The organism is Ruegeria halocynthiae (assembly GCF_900106805.1).
In the GTDB taxonomy this organism is placed as follows: Bacteria; Pseudomonadota; Alphaproteobacteria; order Rhodobacterales; family Rhodobacteraceae; genus Ruegeria; species Ruegeria halocynthiae.
This window is the reverse complement of sequence record NZ_FNNP01000001.1, coordinates 1,416,609-1,440,298: the sequence shown is the minus strand read 5'-3', so window position 1 is coordinate 1,440,298 and position 23,690 is coordinate 1,416,609. Positions and strand designations below refer to the sequence as shown.

The following is a 23,690-nucleotide window of genomic DNA, read 5'->3' as shown; positions in this document are numbered from 1 at the left end:
GCAAGAGGTCGTGCCGGTGTCATTTCTGCCCGGTTGCAACCAGATAACCGACACCAGCCGCAACCAGCAGCCCCAACATGACGGCGATGGTGATTTTGATCGCGGACCAGGGACGCTCACCCTGAACGCGACCGGTCCGGCCGTTGACCACGAAGCGATATGTCTGGCCTCGGTATTTGTAGGCAGCCATCCAGACTGGCAGGAGAATGTGTTTGAATGTGACATCGCGCACTTCGGTGTCGACGGCATGAATGCGTTGGCGATCTCCGCCGATGTCGAACCGAACATCACGCTCAATCACCCGTGCCATATGAGCGCGCGCTTCCTGACATCCATCTTGCAATTCAACAGTGTAAGCCTCGGCCCGAAAGCCCGCGAGATATTCAGGTTGATATGGTTCAAGCGCAGGCAGGTCCCAGGGTTCCAGCGCGTCCGTATAGGTTTTTGGAAGAGATTGAGATGCCAACACCAGAACATCGTCAAAAAACCGTGCCACGCGACCGGATTTTGGCGACCAACGCACCTTGGGAACTTGCTGCTGTACGCGTTTACCGTCCCGCATGACGGTGCGGGTTTCGTAATAGACCACTCCGCGCTCGCCCCGATAACTCGACTTGGTATCGGCATCGAAAGTCCAGTAGGGCACATAGATGCCCTGCATCCTGCGACCTTTGCGGGCATAGTCTTTCAGCCCGTTGGGCGCAAACCAAAGCTGCCCCAACCAATCGCTCATCGCTTTGTGAGCTGTACGTTCATCCAGGGCAAAGGGCAAAACACCGCGTGGTTTGATATGGCGGCTTACACCGGTATCGGTCACGACAGGGGTAGCGCAGAAGGGACACTCGGCCGAATGCGTATTTGGATCGAACTCGACCTGTGCCGCGCAGTTCGGGCAGGTGAGAACACGAGTCTCTTCGATCTCGCTATCGGGAAGGCGATCCGCGATGGCGGTGTCGAAATCCAGTTCACGTAAACTGGCCCCTCCCCAGGGGCCGGCGCCGATGGCTTCGGAGTGACCGCAGTGATTGCAGGTAAGCGTTCCGTCATCAGGATTGAACCGGTAATCCGCCCCGCATTGTTCGCAGGGAAAGCGGTGTCCGTCATTAGCCATTACAGAAACCCGATCTTTGATTGCTGCCTACCAGTTCACGCACCGGGTGGCGGAGGCGGCAAGATGGTGAATAGCTGCGCAAGTTCCTGTACCTCGCCCGCCTTCTTCCAGCCGTCCTGACCAGCCGTCCAGACATGGGTATCGCGTGTGATCTCACCATCGGTTGCCATACGACCCATCTTTGCCTTGGAGAATGGTCCGCTGGTCTGTCCGCTTACTGCAATGTGCCAGACATGCTCAACCGGTGGAGGGGGTGGTGGTGCCGCAGGCGCTGAGGCTTGCGGGGCAGCGGGGGTGGAACTGCCCCACGGGCCACTTGGCTGACGCGCTGCCATGTTCGACATCTGCTGCGCCATCGCCATGCCCATTCCCATGCCAAGGCCCGCACCCATACCCCCGCCCTGACCGGGATTGTTGGCCGCCGCCGTCATTGCCTCGGCGGCGGAATACTGGGTGAACTTGCCCAGATCACCCGCCAAACCCATTGATGTGCGCTTGTCCAAAGCTGCTTCGACTGCAGGAGGTAGCGAGATGTTTTCTATATAGAATTCAGGCATGGTCAGGCCATACCCATCCAGCACAGGTGAAACCTCAGCCGCGATCAGCTTGCCCAGATCGGCGGTGTTAGCCGCCATATCCAGGACCGGAATGCCCGACCCTGCGATGACGCGGCTGAATTCTTGCACGATGATGTTGCGGATCTGAAAGCTGATCTCGTCCATGGTGAATTCACCATCGGTGCCGACGATCTCGACTAGGAACTTGGCCGCATCTTTGACCCGAATAGTATAGGTGCCGAATGCTCGGATGCGCGTTGGCCCGAACTCGGGGTCGCGCAGCATGATCGGATTCTTGGTGCCCCATTTCAGGTTGTTGAACCGGGTCGTGTTGACGAAATAAATCTCGGACTTGAACGGCGACTGAAAGCCGTGGTCCCAATGCTGCAAGGTCGTCATGATCGGCATGTTGTTGGTCTCAAGCATATAGAGACCCGGTGTAAACACGTCCGCCAGTTGCCCCTCATGCACGAACACTGCAGCCTGACCTTCGCGGACGGTCAGCTTGCCGCCGTACTTGATCTCATGTCCTTCGCGCTCAAATCGCCAGACCATGGTGTCGCGGGTGTCATCGACCCAGTGGATGACGTCGATGAACTCGCCCGTCAGAAAATCAAAAATTCCCATTGAATTTCTCCTGTCTTGGGGGTCAGAGCGACTGCCCCATCAATTCGCGTGCAATGATACGGACCACGGGGCGTGCCTCGTCGGCGGTCATCCCCACTTTCAGGCGCGGGTCGTACAAAATGGTCAGCAGTTTCTCGTCATGGCTTGTAAGCAGGGCAAACTCGTCGTCGTCATTGAAGATTGAAGGCCGGGCCGAAGGGCTATCATTCGGCAGTCCCAGCCCTTGCGCAATCTCTTCATGAACGCAGCTGAGCCGCGCCAGGTCGGGATGCTCGGACCGGATCAGAGCGACTGCACTGGTATAGGTTTGCGGCGATCCGCCTGAGGCAGAGGCGAAGACGAAGCAATAGAATGATTTTGGCAGCTTATCAAAAAGATCAAGCTGGGCTTGCCCGATGCCGGGGATCAATTGTCTCAGCCGTGTCTGCACATATTCGGTATCGTCTTCGCCCGCGACAAAGACGTGGAAATTGGCGTTGCGGCCCACGGTCGATACAGGATGGCCGGTCAAACGGGTCAGGCGCCTGGCATAGGCATCGATCTGAGCGGCATCCAGTTTCTGCACGTCAGGTGCGACCGAGGGGCCAAACTCGGGTTTGATTCGAACCGCGCCAGACCAACGGCTAAGCTGCGCGTCGGCGCGGCGTGCACCTGTCGAGATACCTTGCCCGGGGTACTCAGAAAAGAATGCGATCGTTTCGAAATTACGCGCAAGATCATCCGCGTCATATGGCGTGTCGGGGCCACCCCCATCCGTGCGGAACAACCCACGGGTCAGCAAATCGTTTTGCACCCTCTCATAATATCGCGCCAAATCCAGGCTTGCGGCAGAGGGCGCGACATAGGCGTTGCTGGGCGCTTGCGGCTGCGCCGGGCTGGGTTCGGGCACGGCGGAGGTCGTCAAAACCTCATCACAGCTGGCCAGAACCAGAAGCGACAGGCCAAACACCACAGTATTGATTTTGAAGATCGGCCGCACGCGCGTTGTTCCCTTTACCCGGGAACGGCAGTTCCGGCATTGTCGCCGATCCCGTCCTGTCGCGCCTTGGCCGAGGCGAGTGTGTCGCGCAGTTCGGCCTCCATCTTCTTAAGATCTTCCTCGGCTGCCGCGCGTTTGGCCTTGCCTTCGTCGGCAATGGCGAGGCTTTCGTTGATTGTACCGATCAGGTCCGCGTTGGCCTGTTTCACGGCTTCGATGTCGAAGACACCACGTTCCATTTCCTCGCGGATCATCTTGTTGGACTCGCGCAGGTTGGCCGCGTTCGAGGTCAGCAATTCATTGGTCAGATCATTGGCATCGCGCACGGCAGCTGCGGCTTCGGCGCTGCGTTGGATGGTGACGGCCTGTGCCAGCTGCGTTTCCCAAAGCGGCACGGTGTTGACCAGCGTCGAGTTGATTTTGGTGACCAGCGATTTGTCGTTTTCCTGTACCAACCTGATCGACGGCAGAGACTGCATCGTCACCTGACGAGTCAGCTTCAGGTCATGCACACGACGCTCAAGATCATCACGTGCAGCCCGAAGGTCGCGCAATTCCTGCGCCTTCATTACCTGTTGATCTTCGGGAGCGGCCTGGACAGCCGCCTCTTTCTCTGGGATGTCGTGACTGTCAAGCTCGGTCAGTTTTTCCTCACCCGCTGCAATATACAGCGCCAATTCATCGTAAAACTCCAACGTCTTTTCATACAGCAGGTCGAGCGATTTGATATCTTTCAACAGGGTGTGTTCGTGCCCAAGAAGATCGTCGGTGATCCGATCGATCTGGCTTTGAACGTTCTCGAATTGCGCCGTGAATTTTGCAAAAGGCGCGGCACGGCCCAGAAGTTTCTCCCACCAGCTGCGTTCGCGGCGCACGTCCAGTTCACTGACCGAGAATCCTCGGATCGTCGTCACGATGTTGCGCAAGCTGTCCCCGGCGGGGCCAACGTCCTTATTGCGCACATCGGCCAGCATGGACTGGCTGATTTCCTGCAGTTCCGCCTGAGCGGAAGACCCGAAAGAGACAATCGAATTGGTGTCACCCATGTCGATTTCACCCATCCGCTTGCGGATTTCGGCACCAACGGGTTCGTCGGCCTCTTCCAGCAGGACAATATCGGCCTGTGGCTCGGGCAGGGCGACGGCCGTGATTTCCTGTACCAGCGTCTCGGCTTCGACCGCTTTGTTCTTGATGTCATCGGACATGGAGTAATCCTCGCTCACATATTGGCCGGTCAATCCAACCGGACGCCTTCGCGCTGCAGCCGGTCGCGCAGCACATCAATTTCAACCGTCAGATCACTGCGGTCATCCAATAGCATTTTTCGCGTTCGTGCCGCGAAGTTCTGTTCCAAATCGTCCAGCAGCGCGGAATAGTCCTTGAGCGCTTGTGCATCACGCGTGCGGGCGTAGACATCTGCGAACTTCACTGTCGCATCGCGTGCCCCTTGCAGATAAACCGTCAGGTACTTTCGCGCACCCGCCAGATCACGCGGGTCTTCCTCGACCGTGCGGAACAGATCACGGGCGGTGTCTTGAAAGCGCTCGACACGCGATTCGATCTTTCGGTCGCCAGCCCGTTTGATTGCATCTGTCATCTGGCTCAGGTGAGTTTCCGCATCTTCGACAACACGTGCCACGCGGTCCTGCTGGAACGTGTCGATTCCTTCCATGCCTTTGTCCTTCATCGGGTCGAGGCCAAAGGAGACGGAATGCAGCGCAGCGGCGACGGTGCCAAACAAAATCGGCGCCAGCAGGCTGGCTTGTATTGCGGTTTCGGCATCCAGAATTTCAGTGCGATACGAGGTCAAAGCTGTGCCAAGGCCGGTCAGGATGCTGGAAAGTATCTTGCGGGGAAAGGCTGGTCGGCGGGCTGTGCGCTTTGCGTTGTACGCGGCTTCGGCACGCAGACCTTCGCGCAACAGGAATGCCGCCGCTGTCAGCAGGCCTGCAGCGACCAGACCGATCGTCATACCGATCGCACCGTCGTTCAAAGACAAGAACACCAATGGAACTGCGGGGAGAAACAGCAGATTTGCGCGCGCGCCTGCTGGTTCGACCCGGGCTCTGTCAAACTGCCCGCGCGACGAGGGATCCTGATCTGCAGATGCGTCCTGAGGGCTGAACTTTCCACCGAACCGTTTGGCCATGCCCCTACAAGCCCCCCAGCAAGCCGGTACAGACGCCAAATAGCAGCACCAGCAGCGCTGCATAGGCCAATTTTTGCACTCCGGTCCCGGACATCTTGCCCCCCAACTGTCGCTGACACAGAAAATTTAGGCGATGCGAGGGCTTGGCGCTAGGGGGAAGGTTGCATAACCCGCATCACTTGCGAGGTTTCTTGCCGACCGAGGGCCTTTTACGTTGAGGCCGGGATGGGCGTTTTGCAGAAGGCTTGTCGCCATCCTCAGCCTCTAGCCCCAATTGGTCCCGCATGACGCGGCGACGGATTTCTTCGACCTCGCCGAGTTTCAGATCACCCAGCTGAAATGGGCCAAACGAGACTCGCAACAGGCGGTTGACCACATAACCGATATCTTCGATGGCGCGGCGGATTTCCCGGTTCTTGCCTTCACGCAAGCCGATGGTCAGCCAGGCGTTTGCACCCTGTTGACGGTCCAGGGTGACGGTCATCGGTTGGAACCGTTCGCCCTCGATTACCAACCCCTTGCGCAGCGGTTCGAAATCCTCGTCCTTCGGGCGCCCGTTCACACGCACGCGGTACTTGCGCAACCAGCCGGTCGAGGGCAGTTCGAGTTTGCGTTTGATGCCGCCGTCATTGGTCAGCAGCAGCAACCCTTCCGAATTCAGGTCCAGACGGCCCACGCTCATGACCCGCGGCATATCTTCAGGCAGTTTGTCGAAGATCGTCGCGCGCCCCTTTTCGTCACGGGCCGTTGTCACCAGACCCGACGGCTTATGATACAGCCACAGGCGCGATGGTTCGGGCTCGGACACCGGTTTGCCGTCGACGGTGATCTTGTCTTTGGCGGTCACGTTCAGCGCCGGGCTGCTGATCGCCTTACCATTCACACTGACACGACCGGCTTCGATCATACGTTCGGCCTCGCGGCGCGAGGCGACGCCGGCGCGAGCCAGCACTTTGGCGATCCGGTCGCCAGGAGGAGGAGTATTGCTCATCCCCCGGCCATAGCGCATCCCGGTGGCTTGCGAAAGGCAGGTTTCTGAGGCAGTCAAAGGCATGGAGTTCAGATCGCATATGAAACTGGCGCTCGAGCAGGCGCGAACAGCAGCGGATCGGGGAGAGGTGCCAGTGGGCGCCGTCATCATCGGGCCTGATGGGCGGGTTGTCGCGGCGGCTGGCAACCGGACCCGCGAATTGCGCGATCCCACAGCCCATGCCGAGATACTGGCCCTGCGCGCCGCCTGCCAATCTGCCGGATCGGAGCGATTGCCGGATCACGATCTCTATGTGACGCTGGAGCCTTGCGCCATGTGCGCCGCCGCACTGGCTGCCGCTCGCATCCGGCGGGTGTATTATGGCGCGTCCGATCCCAAATCGGGTGGCGTGGCGCATGGTGCGCGGGTTTTTTCGCATCCGCAAGCGCATCATCGCCCCGAGGTCTATGACGGGATCGCCGCAGATGAGGCTATCGCGCTGCTGAAACAGTTCTTTGCCGCGCAACGCGACTAGATCAGGCCGGTTTCACAACCAGCTCACGCGGGATGTCAGCCAAAGGCACACCACCTGCAGCCGTGACCACAAAGCTTTCTGTGATGGCCATGCCCCAATCCGGGGTCCACAGACCGGGCATCAAATGGAAGGTCATGTTTTCCTGCAGCTCAGTGGTGTCTCCGGGCCGCAGGCTCATGGTGCGTTCGCCCCAGTCGGGCGGATAACTCAGACCAATCGGATAGCCGGTTCGGTTGGCCTTGACATACCCAGCGCGGGCAAAGCTGTCATAGACGCAGGCAGCAACCTCTTCGCAGGTCGCACCAGGGCGCGCGGCAGACAAGGCGTCATCAATGGCCTGCAGCACTGCCGTCTCGGCGCGACGAATGTCATCGGAGGGATTGCCCAGAAACAGACTGCGACTTGCCGGGCAGTGATAGCGGCGATAACAGCCTGAAATCTCGAAATAGGTCGCCTCGCCAACTGTGAGCGGCCTGTCGTTCCACGTGATGTGCGAGGCCGATGCCTCGGCGCCCGAAGGCGCGATCGGAACGATGGCGGGATAGTCCCCTGCAAGCCCGGGTAGCCCGGCGATGCCAGCGGCCTGTACCTCGGCGACCAGCTGATTCTTGGGCAGTCCTTCGCGAAACGCCCCGCGCAGAACTTCGTGCATATGCGCGGTCAACCGCCCCGCCTTGCGCATCATATCGACCTCGGCGTTGCTTTTGACGGCGCGTTGCCAGTTCACAAGGCCGGTGGCATCCGTCAGCACTCCGAAAGCGCGTTCGAGAATGCGGTGACTGGCGGCCGAGTAGTAGTAATTGTCCATCTCGACGCCCAAACTCGAAGTCCATCCGCGGTCCTGCAGAACCGTAACCAGGGAATCGACCGGATGGTGATCCGGATGCTGCACGTGTTCTTCGGGCCAATCCAGCAGATCCGATGTATCCAGCCAGGTGGTCTGTGCCGCTCCGGCCTTGTCCTGCGTCCTCCCCCACCACAGCGGCGATCCTTTGACAGGCAGGATGACCATTTGCGGGACGTAAAAGCTCCACCCGTCATAGCCGGTGATCCATGCCATGTTCGACGGGTCTGTGATCAGCAATACATCAAGCCCCCGTTGTTCCATCGCGACACGGGTTCTGCCAATGCGATCGGCGTATTCCTGAGCGCTGAAATCCGAGGCCGGCATCAGAGCACAATCGCCTGCATGACCTCGGGTTCGATCACATCGACACCGGGCAACCCATCAGCCAGCGCTTGGGCTGATTGTTCGAGAATCGGAAAGGTCTTGTAATGGCAGGGGATCACCGTCTTGAAATCGAAGTACCGCTTGGCCGCATAAGCGGTGCCTTTCATATCCATGGTGAAATGACCCCCCGATGACAGGATGCCGATATCGGGTTTGTAGTAATCCCCCATCCATTCCATATCCGCCATGATGTCGGTATCGCCCGAGACATATACCATGTGCCCTTCGGTCGCGATCATATACCCGACCTCGGTTCCGCCTGTGCGCAGACCATCGGGGGTCGAAAAAGTCGAACTGTGAGAGGCAGGCACCATCGATACTTTGATCCCGTTCAATTCTACTGTTCCGCCTTTGTTGAACCCGACGGTTTCGATGCCCTCGGCCTCGGCCCAGTATCCCATCAGGTCATACTGCCCAACCACCGGCACATTCAGATGCTTGGCAAGCGGCAGGATATCAACAACATGGTCGAAATGGGTGTGAGTCAGCAGAATATGCGTCGCATCCGCAACAGCCGCATCATGTTGATCTTCGGGTAATGTTGGATTTCCCGTTAGCCAGGGATCGAACAGTAGAACTTGCCCTGCAGTTTCGATGCGAAAGCTGCCGTGACCCAGCCAAATGATATTCATAATAAATCCTCCCATTTTCCGCTTGGAGCCAGCCTAGCATCGGCTATGTAAAAATCTATGGACTGGACGCAGTATATTGACGGCTATTGCGAGCGGCTCTTGCCTGCTTATTGGGCCGAGCCGATCAACGCCGCCACCAACGCGGCGTTTCTAATCGCGGCATTTATCATGTGGCGAAGAGTGCGCGGGCGGGGAATGCCGCTGGCGATGGGACTGGTTGTCATTCTGGCAATGATCGGTCTTGGCAGCTATCTGTTTCACACCCATGCTCAGGTCTGGGCTGCGATTGCGGATACGGCGCCGATCCTGCTGTTCATCCTCGTCTATATATATGCAGTGAACCGCGATGTCTGGGAGATGCGCCCCGGATACGCGCTTGGTCTGACCGCGCTGTTCATCCCTTTTGCCGCGCTGACAATCCCGGTGTTCCAGATGGTGCCGGGGCTTGGCGGCTCTTCGGCTTATGCACCAGTGCCTCTGTTGATTCTGATATACGCATTCATGCTGCGCCAGAAAACGCCCGATACCGCGCGAGAGCTGGCGATTGGGGCGGGTATCCTGATCGCCTCTATCACCTTCCGGGCGCTGGATGATCCGATATGCGGGCATTTACCCATCGGCACGCACTTCATGTGGCATATTCTGAACGCCATCATGCTGGGCTGGATGATCGAGGTGTATCGGCGGGCGATCAGGACCGTGGCTGCTTGATGACCTGAGCGATCCGTTCCCCAATGATGCGACTGGATTTGCGCGAGGGGTGGATCAGATCAAATGAGAAATACGAGGGGTCGCCCGGTTGCGCGACGTCCTGCACCGAAACAAAGGTTATCCCAGCTTCTTTCTGTGCCAATCTCTTGATCCTGGCCTCGAACTCATCACCTTCTCCCTTGCAATGCTCAATGGGTGTTATCAGGTCAGGGCTGCGCAGATAGCCGACATAGATGACCTGTGTGCCCCCATCGCGAATCCGGCGCAGAAAATCGGGCACCTGACCATATTGTCCGTCTTTCGAGATCATGGTGTTTATGACGCCGCTACATCTCATACAGGCGCATCCCAACATCAGGTCGTTGCCGCCCCCGTTTACAATCGCCCAATCCCATTCTCCCGGCACGAACTGGGCTTGCACACCGGAATCGGGCGCGCCATCGGCATCAAATCCCGTCTGCAACCAGGCCGCCGATGCCGAGCGGTCGAGCACAGGTTCGCCGATTGACCGTTCGACAACATCCGGGATCGAGTTTCCGGACGTGCCGTTCCAAGCCATCAGGGAATCGCCGACCGCGATGACCTTGGCATCTGGCGTGCTAGCGGGCATCTCCTGACAACCAAGAAGAACCCCAAGGCACCCAAGAAGGAGCAGTTTGTTCATAGCTGATTTGTCCAGGCGCTGTTGCGACCCGCTTAGAAAGCCGCGAAATGGTAAACACGCGGTTAACGGAGTCTCAAAGAGCGTCAGTCCCGGAAAGCTGCGGCCAGGGCCTCGGGCAGATCAAACTCGTCCAGAACCCGAGCGCGGCCTCCGGGAGACATCTTGAATGCGGTCTTTTCGACGATGCGTTGTATTTTTTCGGCGGAGTGTTTGGCGGCAAAAGGTGCAAAGTACCATTTCAGGAAAACGAAACAGATCACGTCTTCAAGCGCCTGTACGTCAGTGTTGCGTTTGATCCCCTGTTTGCGCAACATCTGCTCGACGGCTTCAATCTCGTCCGCGCCGTATTCAGCCTGTTCCATGAAACCTTGAACAACATCCGCGTGATACACACCCTGTGCCTTGCGCCAGGCCAAATACCCGGCCCGGCCCTCGGGGTATTCGGTGCGCTTCAGCTTCCAGCGTTCTACATGCTGACCCCGAGCGGCAATTTGCAATGCATCCGATGCGTCGGGAAATAGCCGGTCAAGCTCTGCACTCATGCGTTGGCCATAAAGCAGCTCCGTTGGTTGACCATCCTCTTTGTTGGGATCTTGTGTATTTGCTGCGTCAATCGCGTCCAGAACTGCTTGCTTGCGTGTGCTCATTTTCCGCTCCGTTAGCTTGTCCGAACGACACCCGGCGGGCAGTTCGGAGTTTGATCTGAGATCATGCTAACGACTTGTCAGGAGGGGTGCAGCAGTCAAATTCAAAAAGCGCCGGATCGGGAGGGGGGGACCGATCCGGCGCAGGAGGCGGGCTTACTTGCCTGCCTGGGTTTGGTCTTTGGTCACGGGTTCCGAAACAGGCTCGGGGAAGCTCAGGTTTCGGGTCAGATTGTTCATGCCGATCCCCAGAGCCACTGCGGGAGAGGTCAGAACCAGGGTGGACAGGATGAAGGCAGACAAAAGAGTTTTCATGGGGTGTCTCCGGTTTCTTGCTGCGTTGCATACATGAAATGAACAGTTCGGTTCAGTTTTTCAATGATGAAAATGAACTAATTGGTTTACTTTTTCGCATATCGGGCATTCAAAATTGCATGGCAGGTCGTGATCGGCTGTCTGAAATACCTGTCTGCCACCTGCCGGTCTTGCGAGTGCTGCGGCAGACGGGTAAACGCCCCCTAACGCATATGAGGTTTTCCGATGTCGATTGACCAAAGCACTGCCGCCAAGGTGGCCAAACTGGCCCGAATCAAGGTCGAGGATGATGCGCTGCCTGCGCTGGCGTCCGAGTTCAACACCATCCTTGGATTCATCGAGCAATTGAACGAAGTGGATGTTGAAGGCGTCGAGCCGATGGTTTCGGTCGAGCCGATGCGCCTGAAGCGTCGTCAGGATGAGGTCACTGATGGGAACCAGCAGGACAAGGTTCTGGCCAACGCCCCCGATGCACGCGAGGGCTTTTTCGCAGTCCCTAAAGTGGTGGAGTAAGACATGAGCGATCTGAACAAACTGGGTCTTGCCGAAGCCCGCGATGCTCTGCGTGCCGGTGATGTGACCTCGGTCGAGTTGACTGAATCTTGCCTGAAAGCCATCGACGATGCCAGCGCGCTGAACGCCTTTGTCCATAAGACACCCGAGATCGCGCTGGAACGCGCCAAGGCGGCGGATGAGCGGATCAAAGGCGGCGATGCGCCATCAATGTGCGGCCTACCGATCGGCATCAAGGATCTGTTCTGCACCAAGGGAGTGCCCTCGCAGGCAGCGTCGAAGATTCTGGATGGCTTCAAGCCCGAATACGAATCCACCGTATCGCAGCAATTGGCCGATGCCGGGGCTGTAATGCTCGGAAAACTGAACATGGACGAATTCGCCATGGGCTCGTCCAACGAAACTTCGGTTTATGGCAACGCGGTCAGCCCGTGGCGGCGCGGCAATGACGATGCACAGCTGACACCGGGCGGGTCGTCCGGCGGGTCGGCCTCGGCCGTCGCGGCGGATCTGTGTCTTGCTGCTACCGGCACCGATACGGGCGGCTCAATCCGCCAGCCTGCCGCCTTTGTTGGAATCACCGGTATCAAACCGACTTATGGCCGGTGCTCGCGCTGGGGCATCGTGGCTTTTGCCTCGTCGCTGGATCAGGCCGGTCCGATGACCAAGAACGTTCGCGACGCAGCAATTATGCTGGAAACGATGTGCGGTCATGATTCCAAGGATTCGACCAGCGCCGAACTGGCCGTTCCGAATTTCGAGGCGATGCTGACCGGCGATATCAAAGGCAAAAAGATCGGTATCCCCAAGGAATACCGCATGGATGGGATGCCCGCCGAGATCGAGAAACTGTGGTCTGATGGTGCCGATATGCTGAAGGATGCAGGGGCTGAGATCGTCGATATCTCGCTTCCGCACACAAAATACGCGCTGCCAGCCTATTACGTGATCGCCCCGGCAGAGGCTTCGTCGAACCTCGCGCGTTATGACGGCGTTCGGTATGGCCGCCGCGCGCAGTTGGCGCAGGGTGATGGTATCACCGAGATGTATGAAAAGACCCGTGCCCAAGGTTTTGGCCACGAGGTTCAGCGCCGCGTGATGATCGGCACCTACGTGCTGTCAGCTGGTTTCTACGATGCTTACTACAACCGCGCCCGCCGGGTGCGTACGCTGATCAAGAAAGACTTCGAAGACGTCTTCGCTGCAGGTATCGATGCAATCCTGACACCTGCGACGCCCTCTGCGTCCTTCGGGCTGGGTGAGATGACCGAGGCCGACCCAGTTCAGATGTATCTGAACGATGTCTTCACGGTGACTGTGAATCTGGCCGGTCTTCCGGGTATTTCCGTACCAGCCGGTTTGGATGCGCAGGGGCTTCCCTTGGGTCTTCAATTGATCGGGCGCCCATGGGACGAAGGCGAATTGCTTAACACCGCCTATGCGCTCGAGAGTGCAGCCGGGTTTGTGGCCAAACCGAACAAATGGTGGTAATCCTCAAACTGGCAGAACGACAAGAAGACGGAGCAGCCGAATGCGTATAACGCTTCTGATCCCCGCGATGGGGCTTATTGCCGCTTGCGACACCGTCGCGCCAGTTGCTGGAACCGGGTTTAACACTCCGGAGTATCAGGCACAGCGTGAGGCTGATTTGGCCGGGCAGGGGCTGTCCGGCAATCCGCTGCTGCCGCCCGAGGCGATTTCACAGCAACCGCTTTCTGCTCAAGGGGAGGCGGGGGCAGTCCCGCCACTCAACGATGGCAGTGCTGCCGATATTGCAAACCAAACTGCCGCCGCGCTAGCCGGCACATCCGGCCAACCGACATCTGCGGCACCTGTGGTCAATAACTCCGGTATCTCGGACGAGCAGGATTTCGAGGCTGTCTCGAACCGCCGCAGCATCGACGCTGACGCTTCTCGGATTGAGCAAAACCGGCAGACCTATGAGGTAGTTGCACCCACTGCAGTGCCGCAGCGCGGGTCTGATGGGCAGCCAAACATTGTTCAATACGCGCTGAGCACCTCGAATCCGGTCGGCACGCAGCTTTACAGCCGCGCAGGGTTCAACCTTGAGGCCAAGGCGCAGCGCAACTGCGCACAGTTCGCCTCGTCGGATCAGGCACAGATCGAGTTTCTGGCCAATGGTGGTCCGCAACGTGACCGCAAGGGGCTGGACCCGGACGGCGATGGTTATGCTTGCGCCTGGGATCCCAGCCCGTTCCGTAGTGCCGTCAACAACTGATCAACCACAGCCGATCTGGCATCCGTCCCCCAATTTCGGCCCGCGCCGGGATGGGCTAAAGCCTTCGCTGATTGTTTTGCACTTCACAGCGATGAGTAAGGCGGCGACAGCGATAGAGCGTCTCTGTGATCCTGCAGCCGAAGTGTCCGCGCACTACCTCATTGGGGGAAATGGCAGGCTTTGGCAGTTGGTGCGAGAGGAGGATCGCGCATGGCATGCCGGGGCAGGGGAGTGGCATGGAAAGGATGATATAAACTCGCGGTCCATCGGTATCGAACTGGACAATCGCGGCGACCACCCGTTTTCAGAGTTGCAGATGTCGAAATTGGAGCAACTTCTGAAAGATATCATGGGCCGTTGGTCTATCGCCTCTGAAGGTTTGATCGGACACTCCGATATGGCTCCGGGACGTAAATTTGACCCCGGTTCTCGATTTGATTGGCAACGGTTGGAACGCCAGGGATTTGCCGCCTGCCGAGGATGTGATGACGGCCCGCAAAACGCACAACCAGACCTGTTCCGCGCACTCGCCCGAGATGCAGGTTTTACTGCAGACGTCGACGACGAAACACTTCTTGCCTCTGTCCGCTTAAGATATCGCCCATGGGCCAAAGGCCCGCTTGAGCCCGCAGATTTCACGCCATTGGGTCACACCGCCCTCTGGACCTGATCCGCCTTTTCATCTGGCCAAAAATACCTCGGGGTTGAATTGGCCGCAGGCCAAGAAGGGGCAGGCCCCTTCACGACCTCTCCTCTTGACGTCATCACCCCCAGCGCATACCCCAGCCTTCGCGCGGAGGGCCGGATGGCCGCTGGGGTCGCGAGACCCGAGAGGAAAGTCCGGACTCCACAAGGCAACGGTGCCGGGTAACGCCCGGGCGGGGAAACCCGACGGAAAGCGCCACAGAAATCAGACCGCCACACGCGTGTGGTAAGGGTGAAACGGTGGGGTAAGAGCCCACCGCGCCGCTGGCAACAGCGGCGGCACGGCAAGCCCCACCGGGAGCAATGCCGAATAGGGTCCCCGCGCGGGCCGGTCGGTGCGAACCGATACCGCCGCTAGGCTCGCCTTGGCCGAGAGGGACCGGGTTGGCAGCTCGAGCCGCGCAGCAATGCACGGCCTAGAGGAATGGTCATCGAAGGGGGCAACCCCGGAACAAGATCCGGCTTACAGGCCCTCCGCGCATATCCAGTTAGCCGCCCGGTGGCGTATAGGCTCCGCCTATCGCGGCGGCCTTCTCGGCAACGGTGACAAAGTCCTGTGCCGTCCACGCGCGCACGGTTTCTATTTTCGATACTGCGCCGGTGCCAGCAACGGCCATGCCGATCGCCACAGCATCGGTTCCGTCTGGCACCTCGCTGATAACGACCACATCGTTACCTCCGGTGGTGATGTAAAAGGAAATTAGCTTGCCACCAACTTTCTCCAGCAACGCGCTGACGGGTCCAGTTCGATCCTTTGGTTTTGCCAGCATTCCTTTGACGCCTTCATGAGAATAGGATGCATAGGTAATGAAAACAGGCATGAATATCCCCCACTATGTTTGTTTTACGGGAACCTTCAGGCTGGCCGGTTCCATGGCCAGATTGCTTGCCGAGACGCGCGCAATTCGGGAACCCCGGGGTGTCCGGGCATTTCTAACTATGTGAGTGGTGTAGGTGGCAGGATAATTGCACCGGCCAGATATCGCCCTTGCCTGCAAAGCGGGCTTGTCGGTCACGGCGACCCTATCACAGACTCGTGAGCTCATCAAATGGCTCGCTCTTGAAGCGGTGTCAGGAATTGTTCCCCGAACGCGGCGAATCCGGTTGACTTGGGCGCGCGAGCAGGTAAAAGCGCACGCTCATAAGGATTCAACCGAAAGGCCCCTGCCTTTTCGGACGCAGGAGATAACCATGGCGAAGCCGACGACAATCAAGATCCGTCTGAACTCGACCGCGGGCACGGGCCACTTCTACGTGACCAAGAAAAACGCGCGCACCATGACCGAGAAAATGACCATTCGTAAATACGACCCGGTTGTTCGGAAACATGTCGAGTACAAAGAAGGCAAGATTAAGTAATCTGCTTTTTTGATCTGAACATCTGAAAAGGACTCTGTACAGGCAGGGTCCTTTTTTGTTGTCTAAGGTAAATCGCAACCCTGATGTCATCGCTGATCCTGCGATTCGCGCATCGCGGGCGTTGCAAGGGCGCATCAGCCGGTTGACCGTTCTGAGCCCGGGCGGCTTGCTTTTTTGTGCACCCTGCCGCTACGCTTGAGGTAATCTTTCCAAAATGTTGACCGCCATGAAAAAAATCTTGTTGCCCGCTCTTGCTGTTCTGACGTTGTCAGCCTGCGAAGACCCTTTTAACCGCGAAGGCGTTGGTTTCACCGGGATCGATGGTGAACCACGCACGGTGTCCGATGTAAAAGGCGCGGTGGCCTTTCAACCGCCCTCAACCAACATTCCGGCGGAACTCGCCAAGCTACCGGCAATTCAAGTCTCTTCGGACAAATCCGAGTATGAAAAGATCGCTGGTGTTGCAATCGACAATGGCGGTCGCACGGACACGAATGCGGTTCAGCTTGAGGGCAGTGACACCAATCTATTCCTGAGTACGGTAAGCGTGAATGGCCAGTTGTTCGGGGTGCTCCGTACGCAGAACAACAGCACAAAAGTCGACAACTCAATAGGATCGACCTTTGGCGCTCAGACAGAACGTTTCACCGGCTGCCTGGCCGCTGGTGATGTGTTCCGCAAAGGTTCATCAGAGCGTAGTTCGGGTTTTGCAGTTCCGCTGAACTGTCGCTGAACACGGTCCGTATATGGCTTGATTATGCCCCCGTCATATTGGCGGGGGCTTTTTTAATCTGAAAAGTCTCAGCAACGCCATTCAGCACGAGCAAGAGTACCAGGAGCAGCACCCCGTCGATTACCCGCGTTTTCCCGACAGGTTGTTTAGTCGGGTCTAGCAGAGCGCAAGATGTAATCTTCGAGAGAAAACAGATTGGCGAGCATGACCAGTGCGACGGTTGCGCCAAAGATAATTGAAAGATTTCCGCCGCCGGAAAAACCCAATGGAATTGTGATGGACAACACCGCTGGCAGCAACGGCCAACATATCCGACTGAAAAGATGCAGAGCATGATCGCATCATCGCCGGGTTCTCACAAATATCACTCAACAAATTGTACGAAGATATGGCTGCAGAAGTGGCATGTGAAAGCAGCTTCAGTGAATTGATGCGCAACACCGTGGTTCCCCTGCGGATCGTGCGCAATCAGAAATCTATCTCTTCTGCTCAACTTGCCCTGAGCGGTCGCCTGATCAAGCCTGCTGAAAAGGGAAAAAGGGGTCAGATCGTCGTGTATTTTGATTTGGTACACCTTAGGCACTGCGATTTTCTGATTCCTAGTGGCAGCTGTATGGCTCTGTCCTGTGCCTTTAGCCTGAGCTGCGACATGGGGGATACCATAGTTGCCCATGCGATCCGGCTTGTGGGGATCATCAATATCGTTGGGCTACGGATCAGAGCTTGGATCGCCCAACCTTTGGGGTTTGGCTGACTGTAACACAGCCCCGCACTTTCACCCATTGTTCGACCTGAAACCAGAAAACGTGGCAAGAGAAAAACTGTGGCGTGGAATTGAGGAACCTGTGTCAGTGGTCAAGTAAATCAGCCATTCGATTATTCTGACTATTCACAGACCTTCGGGCAACACTGGACATAATCCCGCGATAGCACCAACACCCTTCTGAACCCAGCGAGGCTGCAAGTTAGATTTGCAACCTTTTTTTTGGGGGGGGTCAAACGAATGGCTCGATTGATATCTCACGCGCCAAATGGTGTGCTGGTCAGTGATTAGCGAATAGATCAGAATCTACTTCTTCAGGACATAAATAGAGACGGAACGGCTTCATCGGCAGTGAAACAACCGTCTTTTTTTGATGAAATAGACGCGTTCGGGCTGGCGTCGCCAACCGGGAATATCTTTACTGTCCATCAAGCCTCGGACAAATCCGTCTACGCCGGTGACGGCACGACTGACACGGTTTATCGCCTGGTAGGTCTGAACAATGACGATGACACGCACGACATGGGCGAGGCATCCGTCTGGTTTTCCTCCGACAACGCTGGCGGGTTACCCACCGTGACACCTAATGGCATCCATGAAGGTAAGCGCATCGACCGCAGGCGCGGGTAATCACTTCTCGGTCTTCCTGGATGCCGAAACGAACACTCTTTACACCTCAGGTGAAAATGTCGTCGGTTAGCTTGGTAATGGTGCGACGGGCTTTGACGCGAAAACGCCATTGCCAGTCAGAATGCCGGAAGGGTTTGATTCCAAGATTACTTCGGTCTCAGCAGGCCTGCTGCACACCACGTTCCTTACCGAGGATGGCGATGTTCTGAGCGGCAATCGTGGCGATGACATCGTGTCGGGTGCCGGTGGTGACGACAGACTGAAAGGCGGTACATGCAATGACACCCTATTGGGTCGTGATGGCGATGACCGGTTCAATGGAGGTTGGGCCAACGATAAGCTTGACGTTGATACAAGTGACGACCGCTTGAGCGGTGGCCGGGGTCATGATGATCTGGACGGTGGCGACGGAGACGACAGGCTGAACGGCGGTTGGGGCGCAGACAACTTTGTGTTCAACGGCGGTCGCGATGCAATCCGGAACTTTGATCCGGGCTGTGACTGGTGGTTCTGGTCACATCCAGGAGACCAGATCACCATCGATATCGAAGGGTTCGACAACTTCGATGACGTGATCGCCAATGCCTCTCAGGAGGGTCAAAACACGGTCATTGAGTTCAACGAAGATGACAGCTTGACCTTGTGAAATACTTGGGTCGGCGAACTTGAAGGCGACGTGTTTGCTTTCATTTGAACCGATGCCCCAGGTGGAAATGCCCTGCCTGGGGCAAACACATGAGCACAATGGCGATCGCTGCTCAGCACACTCGACTGGCTATTCGTTCTTACGCCAACTGTTTGGTGTCTGCCAGAGGACTGCGCCCGGCAATCAGGTGATCGCACCAAAAAAATGTCCCGCTTAACATGATGCTAAGCGGGACAAATATTTGCTTGGTAAGAAACAGGTTTATTCTCTGTTCCCCAAGAGCTGCAGAAGGAACATGAACATGTTGATGAAGTCCAGATACAGGTTCAGCGCGCCCATGATGGCCGCTTTGCCCAGCCATTCCTGATCGCCCGCATGGGCCATCTGCAGATAAGTCGTTTTGATCTTCTGCGTGTCATATGCGGTCAGACCGGCGAAGATCAGGACACCCAGAATCGACACTGCAAACATGATCGCAGGCGATTGCAGGAAGATGTTGATGACCATGGCAACGATCAGACCGATCACACCCATCATCAGGAAGGTGCCCATGCCGGACAGGTCTTTCTTTGTGACGTAGCCATAAAGCGACAGGCCAGCAAACGCGATCGATGTTACCAGGAATACCTGCGCAATCGAGACCCCGGTGAAGGCAACGAAAATCCAGCTCATCGACAGGCCCATGACGGCCGCGAAAGCATAGAAGAACAACTGAGCACCAGCTGCCGACAGGCGGTTGATCGCCGCGCCAAAGCCGAACACCATTGCCAGAGGCGCGAACATGATGATCCAACCCAGGATATTCGGGCTCAACGTGACCGGATCGCGGAAGATCGACAGCAGTTGCGGGCTGGAACCAACGGCCCATGCCACGGCAAAGGTGATCAGCATGCCCACGGACATCGTGCCGTAGACTTTGTTCATATGGGCGCGCAGGCCCTCGTCTATCTCGGCAGCGCGCGCGCCGGATGCCGTCCGGATCGTGTCGAATTGTGCCATATGGGGGTCTCCCTTCAATGTTCTGTTCGCAGCCTGCGATCACAGGCCGGTTTCCCATTAAATATCGGAGAGTGTGGCTCGCGTTTCAAGGGTTTTAAGCCCAAATCTTGGCAAAACTGTCAGCAAATTCCATGAAGTGTTCAAAAAACCCGGCGACTCGCTCGTTGAAATCGCCAGGTTTTTGGTATTTTTTAATTAATACAGATGTTTGTGCCAATTATCCGGCGCATCCCAGACCGGGCGAGCGGCCTCGGTACACGCCTCGGAACGGGTGATTCCGATATCCTCCAGCGCGCGATCATCAAGCTGAGCGAGTGCGCGCCGCTGTCGGCTAAGGCTCAGCAGGTCAAGCAGGCGGGTTCCAATTGCCTTGCCCTTGACGCGACGAGGTGTCGAGATGGTTAGGTAGGTCATGACTATTGCCCTTTCATGGTTATCTGATGAAACACTGCGCTTCGATCAATTTCCTTGATATATATGGAGCAACCTGACATATTTTGGAAATGAATGTTTATGACGAGACTCATAAGGAATCTTGAAGATGCGGAATCTGGATATTACTACGCTTCGTTCTTTCGTGGCCGTCGCCGATCATGGCGGCGTGACCCGGGCCGCCGGATTTCTTCACCTTACGCAATCGGCGGTCTCCATGCAGCTCAAGCGGCTGGAAGAGTTGCTGGGGCTGGAGTTGCTGGATCGGTCTGGCCGGACCATCGCGCTTACTGCTTCAGGCGAGCAACTGTTAGCTTTTGCGCGGCGGATGATCGCGTTGAATGACGAGGTGATCGGGCGGTTGACGGATCAGGCCTTCGAGGGCGAAGTGGTGCTGGGTGTCCCACATGATGTTGTTCACCCGTTCATTCCACGCGTGTTGAAACGTTTCAACGCGAGCTTCCCACGGGTAAGCGTGAACCTTGTCACGTCAAATACGCGCCACCTGAAAGAAGAATTCGTTCGCGGCGGGTTCGATCTGGTTCTGACCACCGAGTCTGGTGCGGGTGAGGGGGCTGAAACCTTGCATCAAATGCCTCTGCGCTGGGTCGGTGCGCTGAACGGATCAGCGTGGCGCCAAAAACCGTTGCGGCTGGGGTTCTGCCGCAATTGTATTTTCCGTCCGGTGGCAATAACGGCACTGGATGATGCGGGGATTGAGTGGGACATGAGCGTCGACAGCGATTCTGACCGGACAGTCGAGGCAACAGTCAGCGCCGATTTGGCGGTCGGTGTGTTGTTGGAAGGAACCCAGCCCAGTCATCAGGAACTGATTGACCACTCTGGTGTGTTGCCGGAACTGCCGGTGCAGTTCATCAACCTCTACGGCGCCGAGAGGGTGCGCGAGGAATATGTGGCCGAGCTTGCCAATCTGCTACGCCAGAATTTCACCCGGCCGAACGCACAGCCGCTCAAAGTGGCGAGTTGATCCTGATTACGACCTTACCGGTCGACTTGCGGTCGCGCAGCAGGTCCAATCCCGTAGCCACATCCTGTAGGGGCAGGACTTGGCTGATATGAGGCTTGATCCGACCCTCTGAGTGCCAGTGAAACAGGGTGCTGAAACTGTCGCGCACGATCTCGGGCCGGAATTTCAGATAACCGCCGAGATAAACGCCGATGACGCTCAGATTCTTGACCAACAGATGGTTGGCAGGGATCTGAGGAACATCGCCTCCGGCAAAGCCGATCGGCAAAAGACGGCCTTCGGGATTGGTCGCCCGGAAAGCGGCCTTGAAAACCTCGCCACCAACCGCGTCGTAAACCACGTCTGCCCCACCCAATGCGCGCACGCGCGCGCGCAGGTCTTCACCTGCGTCGATCAGATGGTCCGCTCCGGCATTCTGCGCCACGGTCAGTTTGTCCTGCCCCCGCGCCTGTGCAATCACTGTCGCACCCATCAGTTTGCCGATTTCAACAGCGGTTAGTCCGACGCCACCGGCCGCCCCGGTGACCAGCAGAGTCTCGCCCGGCTGCAGGCGCGCCCGATGTTCAAGGGCGATATGGCTGGTTCCATAGGCAATCTGAATCGCAGCGGCGTCTTCGAAGCTCATGGTGTCGGGCAGCAGAATTGCCCGATCCGCATCGAAGACACCCGATTCGGCAAGCCCTCCCTGACCGGAAAACACGGCAACGCGATCTCCCGGTTTCAGATTTGAGACATTGTTTCCAGTTCCGGCAACAATCCCGGCGATCTCCATACCCAAGGTAAACGGCGTTTCCGGCGTGTCCTGATATGTGCCCTTCTGCATCAAAAGGTCAGCGAAGTTCAGACCACATGCCTTGATCGTAATACGGACCTGATTATCCCCGAGGGGGGCTTGTGGTATTTCGCACAAACGTGCTGGCGCCCCTTTGGTTTCGATACAAAATGCCTGCATCCGTGTTCTCCGCTGTTTTGCCGACATAGGCCGCGCGGCGCATTCATTTGTCAATTCCAATCGCAAACTTTGCCGCGTCCGTCTGCGGAAGCAGAGCAGATAGTTTCCACACGGGGAACAATTGCGGAGTGCGTTTGCGACACAACCACAAACCACTATCTGCATTCTCTGATTCAACCTTCTTGAAAAAATAATCTATTGCGGCAATATTACGTTATAGTGCTGTTCGGGGGGCACGATCGGAATTAGGGAGTTCTTAAGCAGCGACCCGCTAAGTTGGCGGAGACGGCTGCTGTTGCGGTTTCCCGGACAGGTGTTTGTGTAGAGGAGAATACCAATGACTCATCACGTCGATGTCCATGTGGGCAAACGCGTTCGACATCGCCGCTGGCTGATTGGCATGACCCAGCAGCAGTTGGCGCAGCAGGTTGGTATCAAGTTTCAACAGATCCAGAAGTATGAAACAGGGGCCAATCGGATCAGCGCGTCACGCCTGTGGGATATCGCCGAGGCTTTGGATGTTCCGGTCAGCTTTTTCTTCGAAGGTCTCGAAGAAGCTCAGAAGGCAGACGCTGACAAGAAATCGGTTCCTGCAGACTTGATGGGTGACAAGGAAGCGCTCGATCTTGTTCGCTCGTATTATGCGATCCCGGAAAACCAGCGCCGCCGCCTGTTCGAGTTGGCGCGTGTGTTGAGCGACGTCGCCTGATTCACTTGCTTGACTTCGCTTGGTGCCAGGCGCACGGGTAAACCATGCCAAATACCCTACGAAGTGATCTTGAGATTGCCGAAGAAATGGCCGACACAGCGCGGGCGGCCATACTTCCTTATTTCCGTCAGTCTAACCTGAAAACAGATAACAAGCTGGACTCAGGGTTTGATCCGGTCACGATTGCTGATCGCGAAGCGGAAAAAGCGATGCGCGCTGTGCTGGCGCGACATCGGCCTGAAGATGGTATTCTGGGCGAAGAATTTGGACAGACTGCAGGTACAAGCGGGCGGGTTTGGGTTTTAGACCCGATTGATGGCACACGCGGATTTATCAGTGGCACACCCACCTGGGGCGTCCTGATCGCGCTGAGTACCGAGACCGGACCAATACTGGGCGTCATTGACCAGCCCTATATTGGCGAACGTTTTATTGGTGATACCGATCAAGCCTTTGTCCAGGGTCCGGCGGGCCGGGCAAAGCTTGGGACCCGCGACACACGGTCATTGGAACAGGCCGTCATTTTCACCACATTCCCCGAAGTTGGGAGCAAAGTCGAAGCAACCGCATTCAGGGCTGTCGCCCGGAACGCCAAGCTGACGCGCTATGGAATGGATTGCTATGCCTATGCTCTGCTGGCTGCGGGGCAGATTGATCTGGTGGTTGAGGCCGGATTGAATGCCTACGATATTCAGGCCCCGATTGCCGTGATCGAGGCCGCTGGCGGGATCGTAACGGATTGGCAGGGAAAGCCGGCACATAACGGCGGACGGGTGCTGGCAGCAGCCAATGCAGACATTCATGCAGCCGCGTTGGACATCCTTAAGCAATACTAAAACCCGTTGCCGCAATCCTTCTGCGGGTCTAAACTGATCATGGCTGGTTCTTGAGTCCGTT

The 23,690-nt window shown here is 57.1% G+C and carries 29 protein-coding genes and 1 other RNA gene; 15 read left to right on the top strand and 15 right to left on the bottom strand.

All coding sequences use genetic code 11. From position 1 onward, the window contains the following. Positions 1–19: 19 nt before the first annotated feature. The 6 genes from BLU89_RS07265 to BLU89_RS07240 form a co-directional block, all read right to left on the bottom strand. The gene (locus BLU89_RS07265; protein ID WP_074735622.1) at positions 20–1,111 is read right to left on the bottom strand and encodes a TFIIB-type zinc finger domain-containing protein; all 1,092 of its coding nucleotides are present in this window, start codon (positions 1,109–1,111) and stop codon (positions 20–22) included. A gap of 35 nt (positions 1,112–1,146) precedes the next feature. Continuing rightward, positions 1,147–2,295, bottom strand: coding sequence for an SPFH domain-containing protein (locus tag BLU89_RS07260; RefSeq protein ID WP_074735620.1), 1,149 nt, complete (start codon positions 2,293–2,295; stop codon positions 1,147–1,149). A 22-nt stretch (positions 2,296–2,317) separates the two neighbouring features. Continuing rightward, positions 2,318–3,265: a DUF2927 domain-containing protein gene (locus BLU89_RS07255; protein WP_176797684.1), complete on the bottom strand. Its 948-nt coding sequence runs from the start codon at positions 3,263–3,265 to the stop codon at positions 2,318–2,320. A 23-nt stretch (positions 3,266–3,288) separates the two neighbouring features. After that, on the bottom strand, positions 3,289–4,479 hold the full coding sequence (locus tag BLU89_RS07250; protein ID WP_074735618.1) for a toxic anion resistance protein: 1,191 nt from the start codon (positions 4,477–4,479) through the stop codon (positions 3,289–3,291). Positions 4,480–4,508: 29 nt separating this feature from the next. Beyond that, positions 4,509–5,423, bottom strand: a complete 915-nt coding sequence (locus tag BLU89_RS07245) for a 5-bromo-4-chloroindolyl phosphate hydrolysis family protein (RefSeq protein WP_074735616.1) — start codon at positions 5,421–5,423, stop codon at positions 4,509–4,511. Positions 5,424–5,598: 175 nt separating this feature from the next. Then, entirely contained in the window at positions 5,599–6,477 is an 879-nt protein-coding gene (locus BLU89_RS07240) for a pseudouridine synthase (protein WP_074735614.1), read from the bottom strand. Between BLU89_RS07240 and BLU89_RS07235 the strand changes: the two genes are divergently transcribed. Continuing rightward, positions 6,476–6,928 carry a nucleoside deaminase gene (locus BLU89_RS07235; protein ID WP_074735612.1) on the top strand — a complete coding sequence of 151 codons (453 nt, stop codon included), beginning with the start codon at positions 6,476–6,478 and terminating at the stop codon, positions 6,926–6,928. The two genes, BLU89_RS07240 and BLU89_RS07235, sit on opposite strands and share 2 nt — an antisense overlap. 1 nt (position 6,929) lies before the next feature. Here BLU89_RS07235 and BLU89_RS07230 read toward each other — a convergent pair whose 3' ends face one another. Both BLU89_RS07230 and BLU89_RS07225 read right to left on the bottom strand, forming a co-directional pair. Further along, positions 6,930–8,099 (bottom strand): M24 family metallopeptidase, encoded by a 1,170-nt coding sequence (locus BLU89_RS07230; RefSeq protein WP_074735611.1) that lies wholly within the window; start codon positions 8,097–8,099, stop codon positions 6,930–6,932. Further along, positions 8,099–8,791: a metal-dependent hydrolase gene (locus tag BLU89_RS07225; protein WP_074735609.1), complete on the bottom strand. Its 693-nt coding sequence runs from the start codon at positions 8,789–8,791 to the stop codon at positions 8,099–8,101. Before BLU89_RS07225 ends, BLU89_RS07230 begins: the two co-directional genes overlap by 1 nt. Before the next feature lie 57 nt (positions 8,792–8,848). Between BLU89_RS07225 and BLU89_RS07220 the strand changes: the two genes are divergently transcribed. Beyond that, entirely contained in the window at positions 8,849–9,502 is a 654-nt protein-coding gene (locus BLU89_RS07220) for a ceramidase domain-containing protein (protein ID WP_074735607.1), read from the top strand. Here the strand turns inward: BLU89_RS07220 and BLU89_RS07215 are convergent. From BLU89_RS07215 to BLU89_RS21515, 3 genes are all read right to left on the bottom strand, one after another. Then, positions 9,483–10,166: an SGNH/GDSL hydrolase family protein gene (locus BLU89_RS07215; RefSeq protein WP_074735605.1), complete on the bottom strand. Its 684-nt coding sequence runs from the start codon at positions 10,164–10,166 to the stop codon at positions 9,483–9,485. The genes BLU89_RS07220 and BLU89_RS07215 overlap by 20 nt on opposite strands. Positions 10,167–10,249: 83 nt before the next feature. Further along, on the bottom strand, positions 10,250–10,813 hold the full coding sequence (locus tag BLU89_RS07210) for a DUF4202 domain-containing protein (protein WP_074735603.1): 564 nt from the start codon (positions 10,811–10,813) through the stop codon (positions 10,250–10,252). A 153-nt stretch (positions 10,814–10,966) separates the two neighbouring features. Next, positions 10,967–11,125: a hypothetical protein gene (locus BLU89_RS21515; protein ID WP_176797665.1), complete on the bottom strand. Its 159-nt coding sequence runs from the start codon at positions 11,123–11,125 to the stop codon at positions 10,967–10,969. A gap of 225 nt (positions 11,126–11,350) precedes the next feature. Between BLU89_RS21515 and gatC the strand changes: the two genes are divergently transcribed. From gatC to rnpB, 5 genes are all read left to right on the top strand, one after another. Then, positions 11,351–11,638: an Asp-tRNA(Asn)/Glu-tRNA(Gln) amidotransferase subunit GatC gene (gatC, locus tag BLU89_RS07205; protein ID WP_050602932.1), complete on the top strand. Its 288-nt coding sequence runs from the start codon at positions 11,351–11,353 to the stop codon at positions 11,636–11,638. Between the two features lie 3 nt (positions 11,639–11,641). Beyond that, on the top strand, positions 11,642–13,129 hold the full coding sequence (gatA, locus tag BLU89_RS07200; protein ID WP_074735601.1) for an Asp-tRNA(Asn)/Glu-tRNA(Gln) amidotransferase subunit GatA: 1,488 nt from the start codon (positions 11,642–11,644) through the stop codon (positions 13,127–13,129). Between the two features lie 40 nt (positions 13,130–13,169). Further along, the gene (locus tag BLU89_RS07195; protein WP_074735598.1) at positions 13,170–13,877 is read left to right on the top strand and encodes an excalibur calcium-binding domain-containing protein; all 708 of its coding nucleotides are present in this window, start codon (positions 13,170–13,172) and stop codon (positions 13,875–13,877) included. After that, complete coding sequence (locus BLU89_RS07190; protein WP_074735597.1) at positions 13,828–14,547, top strand: N-acetylmuramoyl-L-alanine amidase; 720 nt, start codon at positions 13,828–13,830, stop codon at positions 14,545–14,547. Before BLU89_RS07195 ends, BLU89_RS07190 begins: the two co-directional genes overlap by 50 nt. A gap of 123 nt (positions 14,548–14,670) precedes the next feature. After that, an RNA gene (rnpB, locus tag BLU89_RS07185) (RNase P RNA component class A) lies at positions 14,671–15,064 on the top strand. A gap of 6 nt (positions 15,065–15,070) precedes the next feature. Here the strand turns inward: rnpB and BLU89_RS07180 are convergent. Then, complete coding sequence (locus tag BLU89_RS07180; protein ID WP_074735595.1) at positions 15,071–15,403, bottom strand: GYD domain-containing protein; 333 nt, start codon at positions 15,401–15,403, stop codon at positions 15,071–15,073. 370 nt (positions 15,404–15,773) lie between these two features. Here BLU89_RS07180 and rpmG point away from each other — a divergent pair, with 370 nt between their 5' ends. The 5 genes from rpmG to BLU89_RS07155 all read left to right on the top strand — a co-directional run bounded on the left by rpmG (position 15,774) and on the right by BLU89_RS07155 (position 18,713). Then, a complete protein-coding gene (gene rpmG / locus BLU89_RS07175; RefSeq protein ID WP_037309480.1) occupies positions 15,774–15,941 on the top strand; it encodes a 50S ribosomal protein L33 in 168 nt (55 codons plus the stop codon). Positions 15,942–16,167: 226 nt separating this feature from the next. Further along, positions 16,168–16,674 carry a membrane lipoprotein lipid attachment site-containing protein gene (locus BLU89_RS07170; protein WP_176797664.1) on the top strand — a complete coding sequence of 169 codons (507 nt, stop codon included), beginning with the start codon at positions 16,168–16,170 and terminating at the stop codon, positions 16,672–16,674. A gap of 388 nt (positions 16,675–17,062) precedes the next feature. Next, entirely contained in the window at positions 17,063–17,428 is a 366-nt protein-coding gene (locus tag BLU89_RS07165; RefSeq protein WP_074735591.1) for a hypothetical protein, read from the top strand. Between the two features lie 360 nt (positions 17,429–17,788). Further along, positions 17,789–18,067: a hypothetical protein gene (locus tag BLU89_RS07160; RefSeq protein ID WP_074735589.1), complete on the top strand. Its 279-nt coding sequence runs from the start codon at positions 17,789–17,791 to the stop codon at positions 18,065–18,067. A gap of 109 nt (positions 18,068–18,176) precedes the next feature. Continuing rightward, positions 18,177–18,713: a calcium-binding protein gene (locus BLU89_RS07155; RefSeq protein ID WP_143030520.1), complete on the top strand. Its 537-nt coding sequence runs from the start codon at positions 18,177–18,179 to the stop codon at positions 18,711–18,713. 261 nt (positions 18,714–18,974) lie between these two features. Here BLU89_RS07155 and BLU89_RS07150 read toward each other — a convergent pair whose 3' ends face one another. Continuing rightward, on the bottom strand, positions 18,975–19,712 hold the full coding sequence (locus tag BLU89_RS07150; protein WP_074735585.1) for a Bax inhibitor-1/YccA family protein: 738 nt from the start codon (positions 19,710–19,712) through the stop codon (positions 18,975–18,977). A gap of 195 nt (positions 19,713–19,907) precedes the next feature. After that, positions 19,908–20,126: a DUF1127 domain-containing protein gene (locus BLU89_RS07145; RefSeq protein ID WP_074735583.1), complete on the bottom strand. Its 219-nt coding sequence runs from the start codon at positions 20,124–20,126 to the stop codon at positions 19,908–19,910. A 127-nt stretch (positions 20,127–20,253) separates the two neighbouring features. On the opposite strand from BLU89_RS07145, the gene BLU89_RS07140 reads away from it, so the two are divergent. Beyond that, positions 20,254–21,132 carry a LysR family transcriptional regulator gene (locus BLU89_RS07140; RefSeq protein WP_074735581.1) on the top strand — a complete coding sequence of 293 codons (879 nt, stop codon included), beginning with the start codon at positions 20,254–20,256 and terminating at the stop codon, positions 21,130–21,132. Here BLU89_RS07140 and BLU89_RS07135 read toward each other — a convergent pair. Then, the gene (locus BLU89_RS07135) at positions 21,116–22,084 is read right to left on the bottom strand and encodes an NADPH:quinone oxidoreductase family protein (protein ID WP_074735579.1); all 969 of its coding nucleotides are present in this window, start codon (positions 22,082–22,084) and stop codon (positions 21,116–21,118) included. The genes BLU89_RS07140 and BLU89_RS07135 overlap by 17 nt on opposite strands. A 337-nt stretch (positions 22,085–22,421) precedes the next feature. Here BLU89_RS07135 and BLU89_RS07130 point away from each other — a divergent pair, with 337 nt between their 5' ends. Together BLU89_RS07130 and hisN are read left to right on the top strand one after the other, a co-directional pair. Then, positions 22,422–22,793, top strand: a complete 372-nt coding sequence (locus BLU89_RS07130; RefSeq protein ID WP_074735577.1) for a helix-turn-helix domain-containing protein — start codon at positions 22,422–22,424, stop codon at positions 22,791–22,793. A 44-nt stretch (positions 22,794–22,837) separates the two neighbouring features. Continuing rightward, positions 22,838–23,629 carry a histidinol-phosphatase gene (hisN, locus tag BLU89_RS07125; RefSeq protein WP_074735575.1) on the top strand — a complete coding sequence of 264 codons (792 nt, stop codon included), beginning with the start codon at positions 22,838–22,840 and terminating at the stop codon, positions 23,627–23,629. Positions 23,630–23,690: the final 61 nt, after the last annotated feature.